An 18,097-nucleotide genomic window follows, 5' to 3' on the forward strand; every position below is an offset into this window, starting at 1 on the left:
TTGTGAAAACTGACATCAAAGCAACAATTGTTCGATTCTTTTGAGTTTCGCAATTACCTTTAAAATATTAAATAAAAAGGAACCCTTTTTTCTTATTTCATGCTTCTTTCAACATAGCTCTGTCGATAAAAGGTGCCAGTCGTTTGGCCAATACGACACTCAATGCTATTTTGATTAGATCCGCCGGGAAGGTCATCAGAAATCCGGAAACCATCAAAGCGCCTGCACCCATGGGGGTCCCCAGATAATAGTTGGCAATAAAATAGTACCAGGTCAAGCCCAGGGCATAGATCACCGCGGTTCCGGCCAGCCCAGCCAGGATCAAGCGAAAAATCGATGACTCCGGCTTTCGTTCCGCTATCAATCCAGTCACAAAAGCCCCCAGGGCAAAACCGATGATATAACCAAAGCTTGGTTTTAACACATAGAGTATTCCACCACCTCCGGAAAATACCGGGATGCCCACAAGTCCAATGAAAATATAAACCAAAACCGCAATGGCGCCACGCTTTGATCCCAATAGCATCCCCGCTAAAAGCACAAAAAGAGTTTGGAGGGTAAAGGGAATTCCCGGAAGCGGAATTTTTATAAAGGCGCCCACCGAAATAAGGGCTGTAAACAATGCGCAAAGCGCCAGATTGCGGATGTTGAAAGTATTGTTTTTGATCATTTTTTATCCATCCTTCTTATACTGATTTCACCTGAATTTAAGGTCTGTAACTGACCAGCTTCATTTTCGATAATCAAACCGCCGTCTTCGCTGATGTCAATCGCCCGGGCCGGTAACCAGCTATTATGCTGACACACGCTGATTTCATGGCCCAGCACCATGGAATGGGCTTTGTATTCTTTTAAAAAATCACGGTTTCCCAAATCATTACACAGTTCCAGAACGGCGTTGATGATTTCTGCCGCCAAACGATTTCGGGTCAGGGTATCCGGCTTTTCTCGGAATAACGACCCGGCAACGTCATTTAATTCCCCGGGAAAATTATTTTCAGGCAATCTGAAATTCACTCCAATTCCAATAATCACACATTCCACCAGTCCTGTTTCAAAATTGGTGACAGCTTCGGTGAGGATTCCACAAATTTTCCGGTCTTCCAGATAAATATCGTTCACCCATTTAATTTGAGGGTCTTTATCGGTGACCTTTTTGATGGCCCGATACACTCCTACCGACGCTGCGGTGGTTACCAGTACCGCTTCACTGGCATATACATCAGGGCGTAGAATCAAACTCATGTAAATGCCACTGCCAGCCGGAGAGTAAAAATCCCGGCCCATCCGTCCCCGGCCCTGGGTTTGTTCCTCGGCAATGACTACGGTCCCATGGGATTCCCCATCCATGGCCATTTTTTTGGCCACCTGATTGGTGGATCCAATAGTTTTATAGGCTTTAATCACTAAATTTTTATTTTCTGGTGCCAGCCAGGGAACCATGCCTTCAAAAGACAACACGTCTGATCCGGTTTCCAGACGATAGCCCTTATTGGTGGTAGCTGCGATATCATAACCCTCTTCTTTTAAAGACTTAATGGCCTTCCAAATCGACGAACGGGATACACTTAATTTTTTTGCCAACTGCTCTCCGGAAACACAAATTTCTCGGTTTTCTTCTAATGCCTGAAGTACCGACTGTTTTACTGACATTTAATCACCTCTCTCCATTATTTTACACGAAAAAATCCCATTGTCAACCAAAATTATTTTATGGTCGACAATGGGATTGGTTTGATTTTTTTATTTTGCCAAAACCTCCAGGGCTTTGAGAATGATATCAAAATTTTTCTTCATGCTTTCCAGGCTCCAATATTCATCGGTTTGATGACACATATTCGCTTCCCCGGGAAATCTTCCGCCAAAAGCCACGGCATTATCAAAGGCTCGGGCATAGGTCGCCCCGCCACTGGTCATCGGACCACTGCTATCACCGCTATATTCCCGGTATACTTTTTGGAGGGATTTCACCAAAGCGCTTTCCCGATCCACATGCAATGGTCCTAATTCTTCCAGAATTTCAAATGAAAAACCGTAGGGTTTTACCGCTGCTGCAATTTGTTCTTCGATATCTTTTATTTCAACAGACACCGGATACCGGATATCGCATTCCAATACCGCTTCTTCGGCATCCACCCGGGCAATCGAGGGGTTTAAAGTCAACGCTCCGGAGATCTCATCGGATATCCTGATATTAAAACCATCTAAGCTTACTACTTCAAGCAATTCCAGGAAAGGATGTTTTATTTCTCTTGCCTTTAATTTTTGGGCTAACCGAAAAATTGCATTTACGCCGTTATCCGGTTCGGAGGCATGGGCAGATTTTCCATAACTTTTATAGGTTACCCCATCCACAATGGCTTTTGCATAATCAGGCACTGTGTTAATTTGGTTGCCACTGAAAAAAGTCATTTCATTCGTACCAGAATCCAGGGCCTTCTTTAAACAGATTCTTAACATTCCTTTTTCTGCAAAAATAGCCGGGAAACGGGAATCCGGTGAGAAAGAAGCGCCGGGCAATTCTTCGGTATCTTTATAACGCTTCATACATCGCCATGCATCCCCTTCTTCATCTCCGCCAATAATCAGACGGACTCTTTTATTTAAAGGGATTCCGGTTTCGGCTAAGGCTTTCATGGCATAAAGCGAGACCATGGCAGGCCCTTTGTTATCGATGGCCCCGCGGCCATAAATTTTATCATCCTGAAGGGTTAGATCAAACGGGGGTACCGTCCATCCTCCCCCGACGGCAACGGTATCCACATGATTAAGCATGGCTACCATTTCGTCACCTTCACCCATTTCGATATAACCACAATAGCCATCTAAATTCTTTGTTTTAAATCCGAAATTTTTCCCCAGATCAAGCAGATAATCAATGGCATCATTAATCCCCGTTCCCAGCGGCGCTTCGGAGGTAACCATTCCAGCTTCGTTATTGGTGGATTCAATTTTCAATAGCCCTTTTAAATCAGCTAAAAAAGCTTTTACATCTAAATTACTCTCTGTTTTAATCTCATTTTCAAGAGTTTCCCCTATATATTTAAAGCGTTTCAAGGTAACTCCGTCACGCTCAATTTCTTCATTCCACATCGATGCCGGGCGAACCCAAATACCCTTTTCACCATACATCGGTCGATAAATTACCATGGACTCCAGGGTTTCACTATTCTTTCCGATATGGATTACTTCATATTCTTTTCCTTTGAAATGTCGATAACGACCGATCATAACATTTTCTTCTGCAATTGATTGAATTGTCATCATTCTCCTTCTTTTTTTAGAATCATTCTATTATCGCCGACGAGTCTAAACTGTACCTTAAACCTGTTCGCTGTATACCAAGACTTGTTTAAAACCATTCATTATGATACTATATATTGGAATAAATGAAAAGGAGATTTTTATGAAAACACGACAAGAGATCAAAACACTTTCAAAACAGCAATTTTCTAATAATTATTGGATTGCGGTCGGAACAACTGTTCTAGCCTTTTTAATCATTGGTACCGTTACTGCTGCTTCTTCATTCCTTATGGGCCTTGGTGCACTGTTTTTAGCGCCCCCCATTTTAGTCGGCCTAAACTACTTTTCTTTATGTATTTACCGAGGTGAAAATCCAACGGTTGAAACCATGTTTTCGACTGGATTCAGCAATTATGGACGAAAACTGGGTGGCATGCTGTGGATGTACCTCTTTATTTATCTTTGGACATTACTTTTTATTGTCCCCGGTATTATCAAATCCCTTGCCTACTCCATGACACCCTATATTCTGGCTGATCATCCCAATGTCACCGCTAAAGAAGCCCTTAAAATTTCAATGCGTATGACTGAAGGCTATAAAGGCGATATTTTCGTTATGATCCTCAGCTTTATTGGCTGGTCACTGCTCAGCGGGATCACCTTTGGAATCGTCGGTATTTTCTATTCCAACCCCTACCTGTACATTTCTTTGGCCGGTCTTTATGAAGAATTAAAAGACAACGCTTTGGCAACCGGTACCGTTCATGCTTCAGAATTAGCTTAGATTTTTCCATTCACGTTTACTGTACTTTTATTTTTTTTGTAAAAAAAGAAGACCTCTGCTAAGCTAGCGGTCTGTGAATGTAGGCAAAGTAAAAAGTAAGTCCCGGGGACAATCGTAACATCAGTTGTCGGCATCATGGCGAACAGGCGCTAGCCTGTACGATCATGCAGCCGACAACGATTTACCATTGTCCTCGGGACGATTTTGTCGCCAACCGCGAAGACCTCTGCTAAGTCAGAGGTCTTATTTTTTTGCGCTTAAACTAACGGCCGGTGTAGGGGTTGTATATGGCGAGCTTGCTTTTATCTTCTTCAAGGTTGGCAATTTCTTTTTGCAAAGCTTCAAGTCTTAATATTAAAGCTTCTATCGCCTCTTCATCGACCGGACGTTTTGTCACTTCTCTTGTGATACCTAAAACCAGGAGCTCATCATCCTTATCGTTGTATTCCTTTTTTAATTCTTCAAGGGAATGATCGCAATTGAGCAACTGTTTTTTTATCATACGCATAATCCGCATATCATCATACTTTTTTAAAATCGTTTCCATTGGGTTCCTCTGTCTTCCTGAAATTCATATATTTAAATCTGGGTTTTCAGTTTATCATGGATCCTCGTGTAAATTCATACTCGACAATGAAAAAAATTAGTATCGTTTCATAGAAACTTTTTAATAATATTTGGCCCTATTTTTGTCAACCGATTTTACATGAAACCCCTATTTATTTAAGTCGATTCATGCTTTAATAGTATATAATAAAATGCAAATTATTAAAACAAGTAAAAAAAAATACTGGAGGTAGCAAATGAACGAAGAATTAATCGATATACTTAAGGCAAAAAAAGGCTTTCTGTGCGATATGGATGGTGTTATCTATCATGGCAACCGGCTTTTACCGGGAGTCATCGAATTTGTAAACTGGCTTTATGCCGAGGATAAAAACTTCCTGTTTTTAACCAACTCCAGTGCCCGTTCGCCCATTGAATTAAAGGAAAAGCTCAATCGGCTGGGCCTGGAAATTGATGAAAGTCATTTTTACACCAGTGCTTTAGCCACGGCTAAATTTATTAAAGATCAATGCCCCGATGGCTCAGCTTACGTAATTGGTGACCCCGGGCTAATGAATGCTCTGTACGATGCAGGGATTTCCATGAATGATATGAATCCCGATTATGTCATTGTCGGAGAAACACAGAATTATAATTACACTAACATTTTAAAGGCCGTGCGCCTTATCCAAAAGGGTGCCAAGCTCATTGGCACTAACCCGGATTTAACCGGACCTGACGAGGAAGGGATTATCCCTGCCTGTCGTGCCTTTTTAGCCCCGATTGAACTTGCCACAGGGAAATCAGCCTATTATGTTGGCAAACCAAACCCTTTGATGATGCGCACCGGCATTAAGCGCCTGGGGGTTCACAGTGCCGATGCGGCCATTATTGGCGATCGTATGGATACCGACATCATCGCGGGTATCGAATCCGGTTTAACCACTTTTCTAGTTCTCAGTGGGGTATCCAGCTGTGAAACGGTAAAGGATTTCCCCTATCGACCTGACCATATCTTAACCGGAATTGACGAAATTGTTTCATGTCTGGGTTTAAAATAATACTCCTTACTTGTATAAAAAAAGCCGCAATTCCAGCATGAGTTAACTCACGTTGGAATTGCGGCTTTTTTTATTTTTATTTTTCTATTTTTTTAAGATCTCCACTAACTGATCAATGGTACTTTGGATGTTGATACCCGTCAGAAATGCCCGACCATTAATGATGGGAATGTCAGATTCACCATCGAGCTGGCAAGTACAGACAATGGCATCCGGATGAAGCTCCTGGGATTTTTTAAAGGCATCCGCGGCTTTGGCCTGGATGGTCCGACACTCAATCCCATGCTCTTTCGCAATTGTTTCAATCTTTCGCGCCACCACCGTGGAGGTTGCCAGGGCTGTCCCACATGCAACTAAAACAAGTTTCATCGATTTTTCTCCTCTTTCAGGTTTTTAAACCTTTACTCTTGGATGATTTTTCTAAACCGTTTCATATTTTCTTTCATATCGCCTTTAAAAAGGCACGAGCCTGAAACGATCACATTGGCTCCGGCTTTGACTATTTCTTTAATGGTTTCGAAGTTGACACCCCCATCAACCTCTAAATCAATCAAACGTCCATTGATCATTTTTCGACATGCTTTTATTTTTTCGGTGCTTTCCTTAATATAACTTTGGCCGCCAAAGCCAGGGTACACACCCATTAATAAGATCATATCAATCTGATCAAGATAGGGTTCGAGAACACTCAAAGGTGTATCCGGAGATAAAACAAGTCCGGGCTTGACCCCTTTTGCAACAATAGCATCAATACAAGCCTGGATATCATTTTCCGATTCCATATGCACCGTGATAATATCAGCTCCCGCGTCGGCAAATTGATCAATATATTTGAGTGGTTCACTGATCATTAAATGGACATCAAAAGGAATCGTAATTGTCTTTCGCAGCTGGGCAACCTGGTCCGGCCCCATAGTAATATTAGGAACAAAATGGCCATCCATAATATCCAGATGAAGAAGGTCGGCGCCTGTTTCCTCCACTTTTTTTAAATCTCTTTCAAGATTGGCAAAATCTGCACTGAGCATAGAAGGAGCTATTTTAATAGTCATGATTTTTCTCTTTCTTAACATAATAAATCATTTTTTGATAAAAATTAAATAAACTGATTAATTAGATTGTATATGGTTTTGGGATCTTTTGCACCTTTTATTTTTTTTAAAACCATTTCATTTTGAATAATGGTAATAATAGTCTGCAAAACACCCAATTGTTTGGCCGGGTTTTTAATGGCTAGTAGGAACAGTATTTCTACCAAAACCTTTTCTTTGGGATTTCCCATGCCGGCAAATAACACCGGTTTATCCAAAGTGAGAATTGAGATGCCCTCTTTAATCACATATTTCGCCTCGGTATGCGGAAGCGCAACCCCAACCCGGGTTGGTAAACCCGTGGGAAAATTTCGCTCGCGTTCCATCACCGCTGCTAAAAAACCTTCATCGACATAACCTTGTTCCCAAAGGGGTTTTGCAGCCATTTCGATGGCTGCAAACTGATTCTCGGCACTGAATTTTACTTGAATCCGATCTTTATCGATTAATGATTCCATTATTCCTTTTCAACAGGAACCATGAGGGCTAGTTGTTCTCCCGTTTCATCCTCGAGTTCATCCGTCGGATCTTCCTTGTATACTTTAGAAATGGTTTTAATGGCTTCTTCGGGTTTAAGCTTCATAAGTCGAACACCCTGAGTATTTCGTCCGACAGCAGTAATATCGTTTCCTGAAAGCTTAATGACAACTCCCAGATTATTGATCATCATAATTTCGCCATCCCGGCTAATCACACAGAAACCAACCAATTGTCCGGTTTTCTTGGTGACCTTATAAGTTTGAACACCTTTGCCGCCGCGTTTTTGGGGACGATATAAATCAGAAGCACTGAGTTTTCCATAGCCATTTTCACTGACACACAGAACAAAAAGCTCTTCTTTAACAATATCCATTCCCACAACCACATCATCTTTGCGCAGATCGATGCCACGAACGCCAATGGATGTTCGGCTGATCGATCTGACTTCTTCAGAATTGAAACGAATGGCATAACCGCTTTGAGTACCCATAACGATTTCTTCATCCTGTTCGACCAGTCGAACATTAATAAGTTCATCATCTTCTCTAAGGTTAATGGCAATGATCCCATTTTTTCGGGATGTATCATATTCGGTTAAATTGGTTTTCTTAATGATCCCCTGTTTGGTTGCCATAATCAGGGATTTATCCTCAGTAAATTCTTTTACGGGAATCATGGTGGCAATCTGTTCCCCTGGTTCCAATGGCAACAGATTTACAATGGCTGTCCCCCGGGCGGTTCGTCCGCCTTCAGGAATCTCAAAGGCTTTTAAACGATAAACCTTGCCGAGGTTGGTAAAGAACATCAGATAGTGATGGGTGGTGGTGGTAAAGAGATGTTCGACAAAATCATTTTCCCGGGTGCTCAGCGCAGTAATCCCTTTGCCGCCGCGTTTTTGGGAACGATAATTATCAGCGGTGATCCGCTTTACATAACCGATATGGGTCATCGTTATAACAACTTCCTCTTCTTCAATGAGGTCTTCAATTTCAAAGTCATCCACATCAATATCGAAGGCGGTGCGACGCTTATCGGCAAATTTATCCTTAATTTCCAGCATTTCTGCTCTGATTATTTTTAAAACCAATTGTTCATCGGCTAAAATTGCTTTTAACTTGCCAATGAAAATGAGTAGCTCTCTGTATTCTTCTTCGATTTTTTCACGTTCAAGACCGGTCAAACGCTGGAGCCGCATGTCCAGAATCGCCTGAGCCTGAATTTCGGATAAACTGAATCGTTCGATGAGCTGCGCTTTGGCTATTTTACCATCGGCTGCGCCTCTGATAATCCTGATGACTTCGTCGATATTATCCAGGGCAATTTTCAAACCTTCTAATATATGCGCTCTGGCTTCGGCCTTTTTTAAATCAAAAATAGTTCGTCTGGTGATAATTTGTTTTTGATGCTCAAGATAGTGGAATAATACCTCTTTTAAAGTCAGAACCTTAGGTTCATTCTTAACCAGAGCCAGCATAATGATCCCGAAAGTATCCTGCAACTGGGTATGTTTATAGAGTTGATTGATAATAATGGTTTCATTGGCATCACGTTTTAAATCGATGACAATGGATATGCCCTTTTTAAGGTCGGTTTCATCTCTTAAATCGGAAATACCTTCAACCTTTTTTTCCTTAACAAGGTCGGCAATTTTTTCAACCAGTTTGGCTTTATTGACCATATACGGAATTTCGGTGATAACGATCTGTTTTTTTCCTTTTTTAGTGGTGATAAATTCGACTTTTCCGCGCACCTTCACCCGGCCGCGGCCAGTACGATAGGCACTTTTAATGCCTGATTTACCCAGAATAATCCCAGCTGTCGGAAAATCAGGACCTTTGATATGCTTCATCAGTTCATCGATGGTAATCTCCGGATCATCAATAAATGCCACGGTGCCATCAATGATTTCACCCAGGTTATGGGGCGGAATATTCGTTGCCATTCCGACGGCAATTCCCGAAGAACCATTGACTAAAAGATTGGGATATTTTGAGGGTAATACCGACGGTTCCTGTTCTGATTCATCAAAGTTCGGAACAAAATCAACGGTTTCTTTATTAATATCGCGCAGTAATTCAACTGTTATTTTCCCCATTTTGGCTTCGGTGTAACGCATTGCCGCAGCACTGTCGCCATCAACCGAACCAAAGTTTCCCTGACCATTGACGATCAGATACCGGGTGGACCAATCCTGGGCCATCCGGACCATGGCATCATAAACAGATGAATCGCCATGGGGATGGTACTTACCTAAAACATCCCCAACAATACGCGCTGATTTACGAAAGGTTTTTTGGGGATCCAACCCCAATTCACTCATGGCATAAATGATCCGCCGATGAACCGGCTTTAACCCGTCTCTGACATCCGGCAAGGCCCGGCCGATAATGACACTCATGGCATAGTCAATATACGAGGTTTTCATTTCTTCTTCTATGTTAACGTGTTTTATGCGATCAAATTCAATTAATTCTTCCATTTATTATTACTCCTTCTTGTCTATATGTCCAGATTCTTAACTTTTTTGGCGTTACGTTCGATGAATTCTTTACGTGGCTGGACCTTATCTCCCATCAGAATGGTGAAGACTTCATCCGCGTAAGAAGCGTCATCGATATCAACCTGCAGCAAAGTCCGGACACTGGGATCCATGGTGGTTTCCCAAAGCTGATGGGCATCCATTTCCCCAAGGCCTTTATATCTCTGAAGACTGATTCTTGAACGATCTTCCACACCTTCCAGCTTTTTTTCCAAATCTTTATCGGTAAAAGCATATTCAACATGTTTTCCCCTGGTTATTTTATAAAGTGGCGGCTGAGCAATGTACACATAGCCTGCTTCAATAAGCCCTGGCATATAACGGTAAAAAAAGGTCAGCAGCAGGGTCCGGATATGAGCGCCATCCACATCAGCATCGGTCATGATAACAATTTTATGGTAGCGGGCTTTGCCAACATTAAAATCTTCGCCAACCCCGGTACCAAAGGCAATAATCATGGATTTCAAGGAATCCGTGGTTAAAATTCGATCCAATCGCGCTTTTTCAACATTTAAAATTTTACCGCGAAGGGGTAAAATTGCCTGGGTTTTAGAATCTCGACCGGATTTAGCCGAACCACCGGCGGAGTCCCCTTCGACAATATATATTTCAGATAAAGCGGGATCTTTTTCACGGCAATCCGCTAATTTCCCCGGAAGTGCCGTTGAATCTAAAGCACTTTTTCTTCTTGTAAATTCGCGGGCTTTTTTTGCTGCTTCTCTTGCTCGGGCCGCGGATAGTGTTTTTTCAATAATACTTTTAGCGATGGCAGGATTTTCTTCCATCAGGGCCGAAAGCTGATCTCCGACAATGGCTTCAACAATCCCCTTCACTTCAGTGTTGCCAAGTTTGGTTTTGGTCTGTCCTTCAAATTGAGGATCAAGCAGTTTAATGCTCACAATGGCGGTTAAACCTTCTCTGGCATCTTCACCGGTAAGATTTTTATCATTTCCCTTTAAAAAGCCATTTTTTCGGGCATAGGTATTAACACTTCGGGTGAGAGCGCTTTTAAAACCATTTAGATGTGTTCCCCCTTCAGGGGTATTGATATTATTGGCATAGGAAAAGATGTTTTCCGAATAACCGGTGGTATATTGAAAAGCAATTTCGATGGCATAGTCATCCTGCTCTTTTTCAAAATAAGAAATTTTATCGTACAAGGGATCCTTGTTGCGATTCATATATTCGACGTAAGAATGAATCCCCCCACTGTAGCAGTAGGTTTCTTTTCGCTTAGGGGTATCTTTTTCATTATTGAGTTTTATGCAAAGCCCTTTATTTAAAAAGGCCAATTCTCTCAGGCGATGTTCTAAAACATCAAAATCAAATTCAGTTTCTTCAAAAATGTCCCGATCCGGTTTAAAATAAATGGTCGTTCCAGTCCGATTGGTGGTTCCGGTAACTGTTAAATCATCGACTGGTTTGCCCTTTTCATAGGTTTGAAAAAATATCTGACCCTTTTGTTTGATTTCAACGGTGAGTTTTTCGGATAAGGCATTTACCACCGAAACCCCGACACCATGAAGCCCTCCTGAAACCTTGTAGCCACCACCGCCAAACTTACCACCGGCATGAAGAACGGTTAATGCGAGTTCAACCCCGGTTTTTCCCTGGGCATGATTCATACCGGTGGGAATTCCCCGGCCATCATCCACAACCGTAATCGAGTCGTCGGCATGAAGGGTTACATTAATATTTTTACAATAGCCGGCAAGGGCTTCATCAATACTGTTATCCACAACTTCGTAAACCAAATGATGAAGTCCCCGGGATCCGGTGTTTCCAATATACATTCCCGGTCTTTTTTGAACAGCCTCCAGGCCCTCCAGGACCTGTATCTGATCGGCGGTATAAGCATCTCTATTCTTTTCTGGCATTTGTTTCCTCCTGATTTTCATGGTGTTCATTTGTTTTTTTAATTACTTTTCCCTGATGAATATGAATGATATTTTTATGATCGGCTATTTGGTCAATTTCGGGTAATACATCTTCAGTACAGGTAATAAAGGCCTGGGTTTTATTTAAAAGCTTTAATATGCTGCGGCGTCTACTTTCATCAAGTTCTGAAAAAATATCGTCTAAAAGCACCACCGGATATTCTCCGGTGTTATCATAGTATATCTCTATTTGGGATAATTTAAGGGAAATAGCAGCTGTGCGTTGCTGACCTTGTGAGGCATAACGTCTGGCATCTTTTCCATTAATTTCAATAAGGATATCATCCACATGGGGTCCATATAAGGTGGAGCCCCTTTTAATTTCTTCTTCGCGACACTGTTCCAGTCTTTTTTTGAAATTATTTTTCAACTGTCCCATATCTTCCAGGGATTCAATAATATTATTTTGATAATATAAAGTCAGTTTTTCCTGGCCGTGACTCAATGTTTTATGAAGATCACCAGCCTCTTTATTTAATCGATGTAAATAACGAATTCGATGGTTCATGAGTCGTGTGCCCACACTGACGAGCTGTTCATCCCATACTGACAGGGTTTCTCTCAGGCTTGGCTGATAATGAATATTTTTTAATAAGGTATTTCTCTGATTCAGAATCTTTTCATAATCTCTAAGTAAATGATGATACTCCGGTCTAAATCCGGAAATTTCCTGATTTAAAAAACGGCGCCGTTTATCCGGCCCTTCTTTGACTATTTTCAGATCATCCGGTTCAAAGAGAATGGTATTGAAAATCCCATTAATTTTATCGCGTTTACCTGGCTTTTCATCTAAAAATGTCTGTCGCTTACCATGACTGCTTTTCATGGCTATTTTGTGTTTTACATCAGCACTTACCACATGGGCATTCACAAAAAAATCAAAATGATCCCATTGGGAAAGTTCTGATACATTTGAAGCGCGGTGACTGTAACCCCGAGATAAAAAAAACATGGCTTCAATGAGGTTTGTTTTTCCCTGGGCATTTTCACCAAGAATAATATTTATTCCTTTTTCAAAAGCAATGGTTTCATTTTCGTAATTACGAAAATGAATCAACTGTAGATCTTCGATAAACATTAGGAAAGTGGCCCTTTTACCTCCAGGGTATCAAAATCCTGAATTTCTACGATATCACCATTTCTTATTTTTTTACCTCTTTGGGTACACAACTCGCCGTTCACCCGGACTAAACCATCGGCAATCATAAATTTAGCATCACTGCCATTTACCACAATGCCTGCAAATTTAATGAGTTGATCCATTTTTATATACTCTGTGTTAATTTCAATAATTTGCATATTTTTCCCCATTAATTTTATTTTTCGCAAAAATGAAAGAGCATTGCATGAATCCCCTTTATTTCTGTCAAAATTGCTTTAATTTTCATATTATAATGATTTAACTAAAACATTATAACATAAATACTAAAAAGAAGTCTGAGAAATCATGAATTTATCTTAAATAAACTCGGGATTTCTCAGACTTTTATATACTTGATTTTTAATCTTCTTCGGCAACGCGAACCGGTAAAATAAGATAGACAAAATCCGTTCCCTCAACAGGAAGAAGAACTCCCGGTCCCACTGAAGTCGTCATGTCCATAATAAATTCTTCCCCATCAATGACCCGGAGGGCATCGATTAAAAATTTTGAATTAAAGGCAATTTTCAATGATTCCCCGGTATTCACAATGGGGATCACTTCATAGACATCACCAATATCTGCATTTGAAGTTAATATTAACTGATCCTGGTTGAAATCCATTTTGATCAGATTATTTTTACCTTCCCGGGCTAACAGAGCCGCGCGTTCACTACTTTCCAAAAGCAGCCGGCGATTAATCCGCACCTGGGTAGTTTTTTCCACGGGAATAATTTGTTTGTAGTTAATAAAGTCACCTTCAAGAAGCCGTGACGTGAACTGGGTGTTGTCCATTTCAAAAAATATCTGATTTTTTGAAAATTTGACAACAACTTCGCCAGTATAATTCGCTAATACCTTATTAATTTCGGATAAGGATTTAGAAGGGATAATAACACTAAGATCATCTTCCATATTTTCTTTGATATTTCCTGATCTTAAAGCAAGTCTATAACCATCTAAAGCTATTAAATTTATTTTATTTCCTTCTAATTCTATTTTAACCCCTGTCAATACCGGAATATTTTCATTGGTTGCCACCGAAAATAAGGTTCCTCTTATTAATTCTCTTAGCACCGACGATTCCAGAGAAAAAATATGATCTTCAATGATTTCCGGAAAAGCTGGAAATTCATCAGTGGCCAATCCTTTAAGAGTAAAGTTTGACAGCAGACAGGATATTTTCATTTGGTTATGATTATCACTTTCAAAAAATACTTCACTACCTGACATTTTCCTTATTAGTTCACCGGTTATGGTTGATGACAGAACAATTTTTCCTTCCTGTTCAACAGTAGCGGGAATATTAATTTCAATCCCAATTTCTAAATCAGTGCTTCTTAATAATAAATTGTTATTTTCAACACTGAACAGAATGCCTTCAAGAATGGGAAGGGTTGTTTTTGAAGAAACTGCTTTTTGGGCAATATTTAGAGCACCCATTAAACTTTCTTTTGAACAATTGAATTTCATAAGATACCTCTTTTTATTTAATTTTGGGAAACCCCTTTAGTTATAATACTATATATAATTAATAGTAATAATAGTAGTAGGGGGTGTGGATACTGTGGATAAGTCTTAAAAGCTATTAGGGCAATCAAAAAAGCCTTTTTTTTAGGGGGGATAAGCTGTGGATAACCCCGGTGTAATCAGGGTTGGGACTGTTGATGATTTGTTGATGGTTTAAGCACCGTGAATTTCCCGCTGGATCCGCAGAATGAGGTTTTTAAAATCGGTGTTTTTTTCCATCTCTTCGGTTATTTTCTGGCAGCCATGAATGACGGTGGAGTGATCCCGGCCACCAAATTCTTCACCAATGCGGGGTAGCGAAAGGTCGGTGATATCCCGTGTGATATACATAGCAACCTGCCGAGGCAATGAAATAGCCCGGGTTCTTTTTTTAGAATTCATATCTTCCACGGTAATATTAAAGTATTTTGCAGTAACTTCCTTAATATATTCACTGGTAATAACAATGTCTTCTTTTTTTCTAAAAATATCCTTAAGGGCATTTTTAGCCGATTCGATATTAATGGGAGCGTTGTGAAGCTTGGAATAAGCAAAAACAGTTGTCAATGCACCTTCGAGCTCGCGAATATTGGAATGGATGCTGTCGGCAATAAAACTAAGGACCTCATTGGGTATTTCATCACTGAAGGATTCAGCTTTCTTGCGGATAATGGCAATCCGGGTTTCAAAATTTGGAGCCGTAATATCAGTAATCAAGCCGCTTTCAAAGCGTGAACGCAGCCGTTCTTCAAGGGTTTGTATTTCCCGGGGAGGCCGGTCACTGCTGATGACAATTTGCTTATTTTCCTGATGAAGAGTATTAAAGGTATGAAAAAATTCTTCCTGAGTTCCTTCTTTTTTTGCTAAAAATTGGATGTCATCAATTAAAAGAATATCAGCACTTCGGTATTTATTGCGAAAGGAAATATTTGTTTTATTCTGGATGGCATCAATGAATTCATTGGTGAATTTTTCACAGGAGACATAAATAACCTTTTTATGCGGAGCATAAGATAGGATATAGTGTCCTATTGCCTGCATCAGATGGGTTTTGCCTAAACCGACACCGCCATAAATAAACAAGGGATTATATCGTTCTGAGGGCGCTTCCGAAACGGCCACACAGGCGGCATGGGCAAAACGGTTATTTTCCCCGATAACAAAGCTGTCAAAGGTATATTTTGGGTTCATGGAAGTACTGCGATTCATTGAAAGATCAACTTCCTGGGGCGTGTTTTGGGTTGGACTGGTGATCGTGGTTTCCGGAATCATCGCATCTTTTTCTTTTAAAACGATCTTGACTTGTCCAAGTTTACCGGTCACCTCTGCCAGGGCATTCGTGATCAACGGAATGTGGCGACTTTCCAGGATTCCTTTTTCAAATTCATTTTCGGTTAAAAAATAGTAGGTATTATTGACATAATTAATGGGTTTGATTTTTAAAAACCAGGTATTGAAACTTGTTGAGCTAATATCCGGCTTAATTATTTCCAGGGCTGCATCCCATGTTTTTCTAAAAGAAGTGTCCACTAAATGAACCTCCAGTTTCCTAAATTTAAGTAACGGCGCTGTGGATAAACCGCTGATTTATGCACAGAATATCTATTTTAATGTTAATAGGCAAAAAAATCAAGGGAATAATTGAAATACCTGTGGATAATAAAAAAAAGTTATCCAGATAAAAAAAGAGGTAAACAGAAGAATATTAATAAAAATACACAAGTTATCCCCAATTAATCCACAAATTACGATATTTTGTGGATTAATTGATAAAGTATCAACATTTGTCCACAATTCGGTGATAACAGTATAACAAATTGCGGATGAGCATTCAATCAAATTTATTATAAACATAGCAAATGAAAAGTGTTGATAAATAATTTAAAGGAATTAATAATATATCTTGACAGAAAATCGCCAAGATTATATAATTCTAGGGTAAAAGTATTATAAACTTATAAACAAATGAATATAAAATGTAAGTCAGGGGGTGTCGAAATGAAAAGAACTTATCAACCAAAAGTAAGACAACGTAAGAGAGAGCATGGTTTTAGAAAAAGAATGTTCACTAAAAGTGGTCGACTTATTTTAAAGAAAAGAAGACAAAAAGGAAGAGAAAAATTATCAGCATAGTCCTTTCCAGACCGTTTTTTAATAAGCGGTCTTTTGTTTAATGAAAAAAGGAGAATTCCTTTGGCAAAAATAAATTCCCTTAAGAAACAAAATGACTTTAACCGAGTTTTTAAAACAGGGGAAGTATTTGGAAATAAGACCTTTGTGATGTATTATCTTAAAAATGGTTCAGAGGCCAATCGACTGGGGATTGTTGTCAGTAAAAAAGTTTCTAAAAAAGCGGTTGTCAGAAACAAAATCAAAAGAAGAATAAAAGAAGCCTATCGGCTTAATGAAGATTCTTTTGCTATGGGATTTGACATTATTATTATCGCAAAGGGATCATGTCAAGAAGAGAAATATAATAACATGGAAAAATCATTGAAACATTTGTTTTATAAGAAAAATCTCATGAGGTCATAAAATGATAAAGAAAAGCCTGGTATTATTAATTCGGGGGTATCAGAAATTTATATCCCCGTTTTTAGGAAATAACTGTCGTTTTAGTCCAACCTGTTCAGAATATTTTATTTTAGCCGTTGAGAAATATGGCGTTTTCAAGGGAATCTATTTGGGTACAAAACGCATTGTTAAATGCCATCCCTTTAATCCCGGGGGATATGATCCCCTTCTCTGATGCCAGGCATTAAGGGAGAACTACTTTAAGGAGTTATTGAATGGATTTTCTATACCAAAGTTTTGGCTGGATTCTTTTACAGATTTATAATATTATTGGAAACTACGGATGGGCAATCATTGTCTTTACATTATTGATTAAAGCTATCCTGTTACCGCTTAATATTAAGCAAACCAAATCCATGAAGGATATGCAGCGACTTCAACCAGAAATACAAAAATTAAGTAAAAAATACAAAAACAATAAAGAAAAATTAAACGAAGAAACACTAAAACTGTATAAAACATTTAAAGTGAATCCAGCCGGCGGCTGTTTGCCTCTGTTAATACAATTTCCGATTTTAATTGGACTTTATGGGACATTAAGAGCACCGGATGTTTGGGTATTTCCGAACGGGGCGATTGAAGCGATTGACATGTCCTTTTTGTGGATGCAAAGTCTCAGTGTTCCCGATCCAATTTATGTGTTGCCAATATTGGCGGCGTTGTTTACCTTTATCACACAGAAATTTACAATGTCCACCAGCAATATGAATCCGGATGATCCCAATGCAAAAACCCAGAAAATTATGCTTTATGCAATGCCAATCATGATTGGATATATTTCCATTTCCATGCCGGCTGGGGTTGCCTTATACTGGGTAGTACAGAATATCTTTACTTTTTTCCAACAATTTATTATGATGCGTATGCCGGAACCTGATTTTTCAGTGGAAGAAGCCGAACGACGTGTGGCCGAAGCGGAACGCGAAAGACGGGAAGATTTAGCCGCAAAACGGGCTGCTAACAAACCAGACGGGCAGAAGTCAAACAAGCAAATTGAAAAAAAGAAACCTTTGACAAAACCAGCTTCAAACAAAAAGGTTCAGCATAAAAAGAATTATCAAAAGCCAGTGGAAGAGCGTAAAGCGCCTATTACTGAGATTCCGCAACGAGATGCTTCCCAGGAAGCAGATTATCAAAAGGCTAAGGAACGCTACGATAATAATAAGGAATAAAACCCATACTACCTAAA

Annotated in this window: 19 protein-coding genes; 6 read left to right on the plus strand and 13 right to left on the minus strand. The window is 39.8% G+C overall.

What is annotated here, in order from left to right; translation table 11 throughout:
* Window positions 1-97 precede the first annotated feature (97 nt).
* From AKG39_RS05130 to AKG39_RS05140, 3 genes are all read right to left on the minus strand, one after another.
* Window positions 98-670 carry a biotin transporter BioY gene (locus AKG39_RS05130; protein ID WP_201780247.1) on the minus strand — a complete coding sequence of 191 codons (573 nt, stop codon included), beginning with the start codon at window positions 668-670 and terminating at the stop codon, window positions 98-100.
* The gene (locus AKG39_RS05135) at window positions 667-1,653 is read right to left on the minus strand and encodes a biotin--[acetyl-CoA-carboxylase] ligase (protein WP_050739298.1); all 987 of its coding nucleotides are present in this window, start codon (window positions 1,651-1,653) and stop codon (window positions 667-669) included. Before AKG39_RS05135 ends, AKG39_RS05130 begins: the two co-directional genes overlap by 4 nt.
* Before the next feature lie 90 nt (window positions 1,654-1,743).
* Window positions 1,744-3,264 carry a Sapep family Mn(2+)-dependent dipeptidase gene (locus tag AKG39_RS05140; protein WP_242852558.1) on the minus strand — a complete coding sequence of 507 codons (1,521 nt, stop codon included), beginning with the start codon at window positions 3,262-3,264 and terminating at the stop codon, window positions 1,744-1,746.
* Between the two features lie 142 nt (window positions 3,265-3,406).
* On the opposite strand from AKG39_RS05140, the gene AKG39_RS05145 reads away from it, so the two are divergent.
* Complete coding sequence (locus tag AKG39_RS05145; RefSeq protein WP_050739299.1) at window positions 3,407-4,030, plus strand: DUF975 family protein; 624 nt, start codon at window positions 3,407-3,409, stop codon at window positions 4,028-4,030.
* Between the two features lie 262 nt (window positions 4,031-4,292).
* Here the strand turns inward: AKG39_RS05145 and AKG39_RS05150 are convergent, their stop codons facing one another.
* Window positions 4,293-4,577 (minus strand): hypothetical protein, encoded by a 285-nt coding sequence (locus AKG39_RS05150; protein ID WP_050739300.1) that lies wholly within the window; start codon window positions 4,575-4,577, stop codon window positions 4,293-4,295.
* A gap of 256 nt (window positions 4,578-4,833) precedes the next feature.
* Here AKG39_RS05150 and AKG39_RS05155 point away from each other — a divergent pair, with 256 nt between their 5' ends.
* On the plus strand, window positions 4,834-5,637 hold the full coding sequence (locus AKG39_RS05155) for an HAD-IIA family hydrolase (RefSeq protein ID WP_050739301.1): 804 nt from the start codon (window positions 4,834-4,836) through the stop codon (window positions 5,635-5,637).
* Between the two features lie 84 nt (window positions 5,638-5,721).
* Here AKG39_RS05155 and AKG39_RS05160 read toward each other — a convergent pair whose 3' ends face one another.
* The 9 genes from AKG39_RS05160 to dnaA form a co-directional block, all read right to left on the minus strand.
* Window positions 5,722-6,006: a PTS sugar transporter subunit IIB gene (locus tag AKG39_RS05160; protein ID WP_050739302.1), complete on the minus strand. Its 285-nt coding sequence runs from the start codon at window positions 6,004-6,006 to the stop codon at window positions 5,722-5,724.
* A gap of 32 nt (window positions 6,007-6,038) precedes the next feature.
* Window positions 6,039-6,689 (minus strand): ribulose-phosphate 3-epimerase, encoded by a 651-nt coding sequence (gene rpe, locus AKG39_RS05165; RefSeq protein WP_050739303.1) that lies wholly within the window; start codon window positions 6,687-6,689, stop codon window positions 6,039-6,041.
* Between the two features lie 44 nt (window positions 6,690-6,733).
* On the minus strand, window positions 6,734-7,186 hold the full coding sequence (locus tag AKG39_RS05170; protein WP_050739304.1) for a PTS sugar transporter subunit IIA: 453 nt from the start codon (window positions 7,184-7,186) through the stop codon (window positions 6,734-6,736).
* Window positions 7,186-9,687: a DNA gyrase subunit A gene (gene gyrA / locus AKG39_RS05175; RefSeq protein WP_050739305.1), complete on the minus strand. Its 2,502-nt coding sequence runs from the start codon at window positions 9,685-9,687 to the stop codon at window positions 7,186-7,188. Before gyrA ends, AKG39_RS05170 begins: the two co-directional genes overlap by 1 nt.
* 20 nt (window positions 9,688-9,707) lie before the next feature.
* Window positions 9,708-11,624, minus strand: a complete 1,917-nt coding sequence (gyrB, locus tag AKG39_RS05180) for a DNA topoisomerase (ATP-hydrolyzing) subunit B (RefSeq protein ID WP_050739306.1) — start codon at window positions 11,622-11,624, stop codon at window positions 9,708-9,710.
* Window positions 11,608-12,762, minus strand: coding sequence for a DNA replication/repair protein RecF (gene recF / locus AKG39_RS05185; RefSeq protein WP_050739307.1), 1,155 nt, complete (start codon window positions 12,760-12,762; stop codon window positions 11,608-11,610). The genes gyrB and recF overlap by 17 nt, the downstream gene beginning before the upstream one ends.
* Window positions 12,762-12,995 carry an RNA-binding S4 domain-containing protein gene (locus AKG39_RS05190; protein ID WP_242852559.1) on the minus strand — a complete coding sequence of 78 codons (234 nt, stop codon included), beginning with the start codon at window positions 12,993-12,995 and terminating at the stop codon, window positions 12,762-12,764. The genes recF and AKG39_RS05190 overlap by 1 nt, the downstream gene beginning before the upstream one ends.
* A gap of 190 nt (window positions 12,996-13,185) precedes the next feature.
* Window positions 13,186-14,298, minus strand: a complete 1,113-nt coding sequence (gene dnaN, locus AKG39_RS05195) for a DNA polymerase III subunit beta (protein ID WP_050739309.1) — start codon at window positions 14,296-14,298, stop codon at window positions 13,186-13,188.
* Window positions 14,299-14,508: 210 nt separating this feature from the next.
* Entirely contained in the window at window positions 14,509-15,864 is a 1,356-nt protein-coding gene (gene dnaA / locus AKG39_RS05200) for a chromosomal replication initiator protein DnaA (protein WP_050739310.1), read from the minus strand.
* Between the two features lie 468 nt (window positions 15,865-16,332).
* Between dnaA and rpmH the strand changes: the two genes are divergently transcribed.
* Genes rpmH through yidC form a run of 4 tightly spaced genes read left to right on the plus strand, consistent with a single transcriptional unit; the run spans window position 16,333 to window position 18,080 of the window.
* Window positions 16,333-16,467: a 50S ribosomal protein L34 gene (rpmH, locus tag AKG39_RS05205; protein WP_050739311.1), complete on the plus strand. Its 135-nt coding sequence runs from the start codon at window positions 16,333-16,335 to the stop codon at window positions 16,465-16,467.
* Between the two features lie 60 nt (window positions 16,468-16,527).
* On the plus strand, window positions 16,528-16,869 hold the full coding sequence (gene rnpA / locus AKG39_RS05210) for a ribonuclease P protein component (protein WP_050739312.1): 342 nt from the start codon (window positions 16,528-16,530) through the stop codon (window positions 16,867-16,869).
* Between the two features lies 1 nt (window position 16,870).
* On the plus strand, window positions 16,871-17,083 hold the full coding sequence (gene yidD / locus AKG39_RS05215) for a membrane protein insertion efficiency factor YidD (protein WP_164730792.1): 213 nt from the start codon (window positions 16,871-16,873) through the stop codon (window positions 17,081-17,083).
* 40 nt (window positions 17,084-17,123) lie between these two features.
* On the plus strand, window positions 17,124-18,080 hold the full coding sequence (yidC, locus tag AKG39_RS05220; RefSeq protein WP_050739313.1) for a YidC/Oxa1 family membrane protein insertase: 957 nt from the start codon (window positions 17,124-17,126) through the stop codon (window positions 18,078-18,080).
* Window positions 18,081-18,097 lie beyond the last annotated feature (17 nt).

This window comes from Acetobacterium bakii (genome assembly GCF_001263355.1).
In the GTDB taxonomy this organism is placed as follows: domain Bacteria; phylum Bacillota; class Clostridia; order Eubacteriales; family Eubacteriaceae; genus Acetobacterium; species Acetobacterium bakii.